This is a genomic window from Flavicella sp., assembly GCF_037132785.1.
In the GTDB taxonomy this organism is placed as follows: Bacteria; Bacteroidota; Bacteroidia; order Flavobacteriales; family Flavobacteriaceae; genus Flavicella.
In genome coordinates this window covers 1-7,775 of sequence record NZ_JBAHZZ010000060.1, presented here as the reverse complement: position 1 = coordinate 7,775, position 7,775 = coordinate 1, and the positions used below count along the sequence as shown (strand labels likewise).

Here is a 7,775-nt window from a genome sequence, read left to right as displayed (position 1 = left end):
AACTAAAGGAAAATGAACCAAAAAATAGATCCATAACTAACATAAACAATGAAAATAAGAAAAAAAAATATAAATTTTAGATTTAAAAAGTCAAAATTGAAATCTAAAAATGAAAAGAGCATTATGCAACGGTCTTAAAATATCTGCGGTAGCCATACACATTAAGACTTCCTTTTTCTTTTTGTCATAAAAATGACTCAACACACGTTGCTTAATATTATTTGCCTTTCCTATATAAATGATTTCTTTGTCTTTATTTTTTAAATAATAAACGCCCTCTTTTTCTGGCAAATTATCAAACGTGTTTTTTTGCAGCAAAGGAGGAAATTTTGCCTCTTTTGACTTTGGATCTAAAAAGGAAGCAAATACCGATCCATTGTCTAACTTATACAGTCTTTCAAATAAAATTGTAGTTGCTTCTGCATCTCCTCTAGCTCGGTGCCTTCCAAGTAAAGGAATATTTTCAGAAATACAAAGTTTACCTAAACTATATGATTTTCTCCTAGGTAATAGTTTTTTTGATAGTTGAACTGTACAAAGTTTTTTACGCTTAAAACTCAGTCCTAACTCTTTAAATTCTTTCGAAATTATATTGTAATCAAAATTCACATTATGTGCTACAAATACACAATCTTCAGTTGCTTTAAAAACCTTTGTAGCTATCTCGTGGAATTTAGGAGCCTCTTTTACCATGTTGTTGGTAATTCCTGGTAAGCTTCGTTATAAAAGCAGGAATAGCACACTCTGGATTAACTAATGTAGTGTATTCATCTATTACCTGAGTTCCATCAAAAATAAAGATGCTAATTTCTGTGATTTTTACATCACCGTTGGTTTCTATATCTACAATGGCATATTTCATGAGACCATTTTTTTAAGTTCTTTTAGCTCAACTCCTAGTTGATTTAGCATCATAGCAATACTACTTATTTTTAAATCACGTTCGTCATATTCTTGGGTATTAATGCTACAAGTATATTCCCACATCTCTAATACTTCTGTTAAAGGGACTTCATAGGAATCATAATTCCTATTGTCTGGCTTAAGTAATAAGGTGCCATTTTCTTCAATTTTATCATAAACTCTCTTATAGGTCATACCTTCATTTAAGGTTACAATAATATAAGAGGTTCCGTTTTTAATATCTCTAATATCTTCTAAATACTGTGCCACAACATAAGATCCGTCTTTCATGGGCAACATAGAATCTCCTTTGATAGGGAATGCTCTGTGTTTCCCCGTAGGAAGAAAAGGTAACTTTATTTTTTCTAACTGTTCAATATATTCAGGATCTCCGTATCCTAATAAATAACCTGCAGAAGTTTTAATAGGCACTACCTCTATCAAATCTTCATTATCAGTATCTACCGTAATAGGAAATAAAACACGTTGATTTCCTATTTCTATAAAAGACGTATCCGAAGCATAGGTTAAATCGTTTTTAATCAATACATCAATAGGTAATTTAAAATAATTTGAAAAATTAATCAACATATCAATCGGAGGGTCAGAACGTCCTTCTTCATAAGAACCTATCTTAGATCTAGTAACACTCATATCTTCAGATAGTTGCTCTTGAGTTAGATTTTTAATCTTACGTAAGTGTCGGATATTTTTAGCTATATTATTCATAATACTACAAATATAAGTAATCAAAACTACTATTTGTAGTTAATTTTGCAGAATGTTTTTAAACACACATACATATTTCAGTTTACGCTATGGCACTATAGCTCCAAATCGATTGTTAGAAATGGCAAATAAATTAGGCATTAAGGCTATGGCTTTTACAGATATCAATAGTACATCGTCTTGTTTGGAGTTAGTTCGCTTGGCTAAAAAATTTAAAATAAAACCTATTTTAGGAGTTGATTTTAGAAATGGTTCAAATCAAAAATTTATTTTATTAGCAAAAAACAACAAAGGATTTGAGTCAATCAACACATATTTATCTCATTTTTTACATCAATCTTCTTTTAAAATCCCAAAGCAATCTAAGTACCTAAAAGATACCTTTGTAATTTATCCTTTTTCTAAAAATCTAGATTTTAATTTAAAACCACATGAATTTATTGGAGTTCAAAAAAAAGACCTAGGCACCTTGAAATTTTTAAATTCAACACAGCTATTCTCTAAAATGGTGGTATTACAAACGGTTTCTTTTGAAAACAAAAAAGACTTTAATACTCATCGATTATTGCGTGCTATTGATAACAACACCTTGTTGAGTAAGCTTCCTTATTCGGAACAAGGAAACGAACTGAATATATTACTTCCCGTAGAAATTTTAAAAAAAATGTTTTCCGAATATCCAGTGATTATTAAAAACACGGAGGCTTTATTAGAAAAATGCTCTATAACATTTAATTTTTCGGAAGATCTAACCAAAAATCATATACGGCATGTGAAACTTTGGATTATAGACTGCTCCAAAAATTGACTTATGAAGGTATTCCATATCGTTTTAATAAAAAAACAAAGCCGTTTTAAGCCGAATAGAAAAAGAGCTAAAAATCATCAAAAAAAAGGGCTTTGTCTCCTACTTTTTAATCAATTGGAAAATTTTAAAATACGCTCGCTACAAAGGCTATTTTTATGTCGGTAGAGGTAGCGGAGCCAATAGTATCGTGGCGTATCTTTTGCGTATTACTGATGTAGACCCTATAGAGTTAGATTTGTATTTTGAAAGATTTATCAATTTATACCGTAAAAACCCACCTGACTTTGATATTGATTTTTCTTGGACAGATAGGCATGATATTACTCGTTTTATTTTCAAGCGTTTCCCTAACACAGCGTTGATTGCGGTTTATAATACATTTAAATACAAAGCAGCTGTAAGAGAACTAGGAAAAGTATTTGGTTTGCCTAAATCCGAAATTGATGCCTTATGCCGACAGAACTACAGTTTTGATAAATTAGATCGGCTTTCACAATTGGTACTTATTTACAGTCAGTATATTCAGGGTTTTCCTAATTATTTAGGGATTCATGCCGGAGGAATTTTAATTTCAGAAAAACCTATTCATCATTATGTCGCTACTTTTTTACCGCCCAAAGGCTATGCTACAGTTCAGTTTGATATGGTCATTGCAGAAAACAGTCAACTCTATAAATTTGATATCCTAAGTCAAAGAGGATTGGGAAAAATCAAAGATGCTATCCAAATCGTAAAACAAAATCACCCTAATCAACCTCCGATAGATATTCATAATATTCAAGGTTTTAAAGAAGATGAAAAAATTACTGATAAACGCAAAGGTAATTGGTTGTTTTTATGTAGAGTCTCCTGCAATGCGCATGTTATTAAAAAAACTACAAGTAGACAATTATTTAGGCTTGGTAGCCGCAAGTTCTGTCATTCGTCCAGGAGTCGCAAAATCAGGAATGATGCGTGAATATATTTTACGTTATCGCTTTCCTGAGAAACGAAAAAATGCACATCCAATTATGTTAGATATTATGCCAGAAACATTTGGTGTCATGGTATATCAAGAAGATATAATCAAAGTAGCACATTATTTTGGAGGGCTGAGTTTAGCAGAATCTGATGTATTACGTCGTGGAATGTCTGGAAAATCTCGTTCTCAAAAAGAATTTACAAAGGTAAAAGAACAGTTTTTTACAAATTGCTTAAACTCTGGAAAAAAACCACCATTGATTCAAGAAATTTGGAAACAGATAGAAAGTTTTGCTGGCTATGCTTTTGCCAAAGGACATTCAGCATCTTATGCTGTAGAAAGTTATCAAAGTTTGTTTTTAAAAGCCTATTACCCTCTAGAATACATGGTAGCTACCCTTAATAACTATGGCGGTTTCTATAGCACTGAATTGTACATTCATGAAGCTCGTATACTCGGAGCTACCATTCACGCCCCATGCGTAAACAAAAGTAAGAATAGCATGGTGATTTATGGAAAAGATATCTTTATTGGTTTTGTTTTTTTACAATCGCTAAAACTTAAAACTAGCCAGCGTATTTTAGAAGCAAGAAACAATAGTACTTTTAAAAGCTTAAATGACTTTATAGATCGGGTACCTATTTCTATAGAACAGATACGAATTTTAATAAAAATAAACGCTTTTAAGTTTACGGGAATCAACAAACGAAAATTATTATGGGAAGCACATATGAAAATTAAAAAAGTGATTTTTAAAGAGACTTCTGTCACCCTATTTAAAACCGAGCCGATAAATTACGAAACTCCAAAATTATTATCCTCTAACTTAGAAGATGCTTTTGATCAAATAGAATTATTAGGCTACCCTCTTTGCAGCCCTTTTGATTTGTTATCAGAAAACTTATCTAATTCGTTCCGTGCTAAAAACCTGCAAAATTACAATACCCAAATGATTTGTATTGAAGGCTATCTAGTAACTGTAAAAAAAACTCAAACCACTAACGGAAAGCAAATGTTTTTTGGAACTTTTTTAGATCTCGATGGTGATTTTTTAGATACGGTACACTTTCCTCCTGTCGCAGAGAAATTTCCTTTTAAAGGGAAAGGAATTTACAGATTAAAAGGAAAAGTAATAATTGAATTAGATTCTATTTCTATAGAAGTTACAAGCATGGAGCGTTTGGCTATTATTGAAGATCCTCGTTATGCCGATAGCAGAAAATCTCAAAGACCTAAAACAAAAAAAACAAACTAATGGAAAGATCAATTGTACACATGGATTTAGATACCTTTTTTGTTTCATGTGAGCGACTTTTAGACAGTCGATTAAACGGAAAACCTATATTGATTGGAGGGACTTCCGATAGAGGAGTTGTAGCCTCTTGTAGCTACGAGGCAAGAACCTTTGGTGTACATTCAGCCATGCCTATGCGTATGGCTAGACAGCTATGTCCTGAAGCTATCGTTCTTCGAGGTAACTCAGGAATCTACACCAAATACTCTCAATTAGTAACAGATGTTGTCAAAGAGTCGGTGCCTTTATACGAAAAAACCTCTGTAGATGAATTTTATATAGACCTTACAGGAATGGATCAGTTTTTTGGCTGCCATCAATTGGCATCTGAACTACGGCAGCGTATTATTAAAGAAACAGGTTTGCCTATTTCTTTTGGCTTATCTGTAAATAAAACCGTTTCTAAAATAGCTACTGGCGAAGCAAAACCCAATAATGAGATCAAAGTAAACAAAGGAACTGAAAAACCTTTTTTATCTCCTTTATCTGTAAAAAAAACACCAATGGTAGGAGAGGTAACCTATCAGTCTTTGTGTGATTTGGGAATTAAGAAAATTAAAACTATCCAAGAAATACCCATGGAAATGCTCGCAAGGGTTTTTGGAAAATCAGGGATTTCCATTTGGAAAAAAGCCAATGGAATAGACAACAGCCCCGTGGTACAATATCGAGAACGAAAATCCATTTCTACCGAACGTACTTTTGAAAGAGACACGACAGATATAGCTAAATTAAAAAGTATCTTGATCGCTATGGCTGAAAATCTAGTATACCAATTGCGTCAAAGAAATAAATTGACTTCTTGCATTACTTTTAAAATTCGCTATTCCGATTTTCAAACCTATACAACTCAAAAGAGAATTCCCTATAACTCAGCAGATCATAAAATTATTCCTGTAATAAAAGACTTGTACAAAAAACTGTATAAAAGACGTATGCTAGTACGTATGATAGGAATAAAATTCAGCCACTTGGTAGAAGGTGGTTTTCAGATAGACATGTTTGATGATAATGAGAAGATTATCAAACTCTACCAAGCTATGGATAAAATGCGTGAACGTTATGGATACAAAGCTGTAATACGTGCACGAGGTATGGATACAAAGACTATAGCTAGATTTGACCCTTTTAATAATAAAACACCTCCCCTACTACCTAACCAAAGAAGTTAATTTTTACCTTTATATTTCACAAGATAAAACTTCCTTTAAATTTGAAATCACAGTAGTTAAACATCCTTTATAAACTCCCTAAGTCATTGAAATTCCATTAAAGTAAATCAACTAAAAACAATACTGTTTTTTATAATTTTAGTATGTTTGTAACATCCTATAAAATAATGTACTTTTGCTAACAAACAAACTAAATAAAATGACTACAACTCAAGAATTGAAGGATTTTTCTCAACAAGTAAGAAGAGATATATTACGTATGGTACACGCAGTAAATTCTGGACACCCAGGAGGGTCATTAGGGTGTACAGAATTTTTAACGGTATTGTATCAAGATGTAATGTCTTACAATTCTGAAGTTTTTGATATGGATGGTAAAAATGAAGATTTATTCTTTTTATCAAACGGTCATATTTCACCTGTTTTTTATAGCGTTTTAGCTAGAAGCGGATTCTTTTCAGTTGAAGAATTAGCTACTTTTAGATTATTAAACACTCGTTTACAAGGACACCCTACTACTCATGAAGGTTTAGACGGAATCCGTATTGCTTCTGGTTCATTAGGACAAGGAATGAGCGTAGCTTTAGGAGCTGCTCAAGCAAAAAAATTAAACGGTGACGATAAAATTGTTTATACATTACATGGTGACGGAGAATTACAAGAAGGTCAAAACTGGGAAGCAATTATGTATGCAGCTGCTAAGAAAGTAGACAACTTAATTTCAACTATAGATTTAAACGGAAAACAAATTGACGGTACTACTGATCAGGTATTGGCAATGGGTTCTATTAAAGATAAATTCGAAGCTTTCGGATGGATAGTACTAGAAGAAAAAGAAGGAAATGATATAGATACTATCAAAGCTATTTTAGCAAAAGCAAAAGATTTATCTGGAAAAGGGAAACCTGTATGTATTTTACTAGAAACTGAAATGGGTAACGGAGTTGACTTTATGATGAATACACATGCTTGGCATGGTAAAGCACCAAGCGATGCACAATTAGAAGAAGCACTGGCTCAAAACCCTGCTACTTTAGGAGATTACTAAAATAGAAAAACCTTTATAAACTAGTTTTATAAAGACCAACCTAAAAAAAGGCACTTAAATTAATGAGGGCACTGAAAAAGCATCTCATTTTTAAAAGTAATTTTATAAAGCGATTAAGGAATAAATAATATTTCTTAATCGCTTTTTGTTTCCTGTTAATTTTTGGTATTTTCTTACATCAAGTCAAAAAAACGGATAAATCGAAGTGTTTTCCCTGTTTATTCAAACAACTTAAGACCGTTGCAATGTACATGACAAAAACAAAGACCCAAACTTAGGTTTTATATCATTGTTTGTTAGCTTATATTTAAGTTATGAAACTACAAAGAACAGCTGCTTTTTCAGATAGCATTTGTGATTTACGTACAAGAAAGATAAAAGCTACATTTTTCAGTCAAATTAATATTCTTATATTGGGATCGAATTTCAAAAATAATAGACAAGGACTATTCCAGGGGTAAAAGTGCCGTTGGTAAGCCTTCCTATGATGGTTTGTTGCTTTTTAAATTGTGTCTTTTGCAGAGTTGGTATGGTTTAAGCGATTACGAAGTAGAAGATAGACTTAACGATAGTTTATCCTTCAGTTATTTCTATGGAATGACAATAGAATAGGTAGCACCAGACCACAGTACATTGAGTAGGTGTAGAACGGCATTGACAAAAACTAAAACCTTTTAAAAATTATTTTCAGTTATAAATTCACAGTTAGAGAATCATAACATAAGACCGTTGCATAATGCTCTTTTCATTTTTAGATTTCAATTTTGACTTTTTAAATCTAAAATTTATATTTTTTTTTCTTATTTTCATTGTTTATGTTAGTTATGGATCTATTTTTTGGTTCATTTTCCTTTAGTTTT

8 protein-coding genes and 1 pseudogene are annotated in these 7,775 nt (G+C 32.0%); 6 read left to right on the top strand and 3 right to left on the bottom strand.

The window, feature by feature from the left end:
- Nucleotides 1–90: 90 nt before the first annotated feature.
- From V5787_RS03780 to V5787_RS03770, 3 genes are read right to left on the bottom strand one after another with little or no spacing between them, the layout of a single operon-like run.
- A complete protein-coding gene (locus V5787_RS03780; RefSeq protein WP_336891941.1) occupies nucleotides 91–693 on the bottom strand; it encodes an exonuclease domain-containing protein in 603 nt (200 codons plus the stop codon).
- Nucleotides 674–862: a hypothetical protein gene (locus tag V5787_RS03775; RefSeq protein WP_336891940.1), complete on the bottom strand. Its 189-nt coding sequence runs from the start codon at nucleotides 860–862 to the stop codon at nucleotides 674–676. The genes V5787_RS03780 and V5787_RS03775 overlap by 20 nt, the downstream gene beginning before the upstream one ends.
- Nucleotides 859–1,632, bottom strand: coding sequence for a LexA family transcriptional regulator (locus V5787_RS03770; protein ID WP_336891939.1), 774 nt, complete (start codon nucleotides 1,630–1,632; stop codon nucleotides 859–861). The genes V5787_RS03775 and V5787_RS03770 overlap by 4 nt, the downstream gene beginning before the upstream one ends.
- 52 nt (nucleotides 1,633–1,684) lie before the next feature.
- Between V5787_RS03770 and V5787_RS03765 the strand changes: the two genes are divergently transcribed.
- From V5787_RS03765 to V5787_RS03740, 6 genes and pseudogenes are all read left to right on the top strand, one after another.
- Nucleotides 1,685–2,440 (top strand): PHP domain-containing protein, encoded by a 756-nt coding sequence (locus tag V5787_RS03765; RefSeq protein ID WP_336891938.1) that lies wholly within the window; start codon nucleotides 1,685–1,687, stop codon nucleotides 2,438–2,440.
- 55 nt (nucleotides 2,441–2,495) lie between these two features.
- Nucleotides 2,496–3,068: pseudogene (locus tag V5787_RS03760) on the top strand (DNA polymerase III subunit alpha); the annotation flags it as partial.
- A 166-nt stretch (nucleotides 3,069–3,234) separates the two neighbouring features.
- Nucleotides 3,235–4,656, top strand: a complete 1,422-nt coding sequence (locus V5787_RS03755; RefSeq protein ID WP_336891937.1) for a hypothetical protein — start codon at nucleotides 3,235–3,237, stop codon at nucleotides 4,654–4,656.
- A complete protein-coding gene (gene dinB, locus V5787_RS03750) occupies nucleotides 4,656–5,867 on the top strand; it encodes a DNA polymerase IV (RefSeq protein ID WP_336891936.1) in 1,212 nt (403 codons plus the stop codon). The genes V5787_RS03755 and dinB overlap by 1 nt, the downstream gene beginning before the upstream one ends.
- 199 nt (nucleotides 5,868–6,066) lie before the next feature.
- Complete coding sequence (locus tag V5787_RS03745; RefSeq protein WP_336891935.1) at nucleotides 6,067–6,915, top strand: transketolase; 849 nt, start codon at nucleotides 6,067–6,069, stop codon at nucleotides 6,913–6,915.
- Nucleotides 6,916–7,229: 314 nt separating this feature from the next.
- Entirely contained in the window at nucleotides 7,230–7,376 is a 147-nt protein-coding gene (locus V5787_RS03740) for a hypothetical protein (protein WP_336891934.1), read from the top strand.
- The last annotated feature ends 399 nt before the right edge of the window (nucleotides 7,377–7,775 follow it).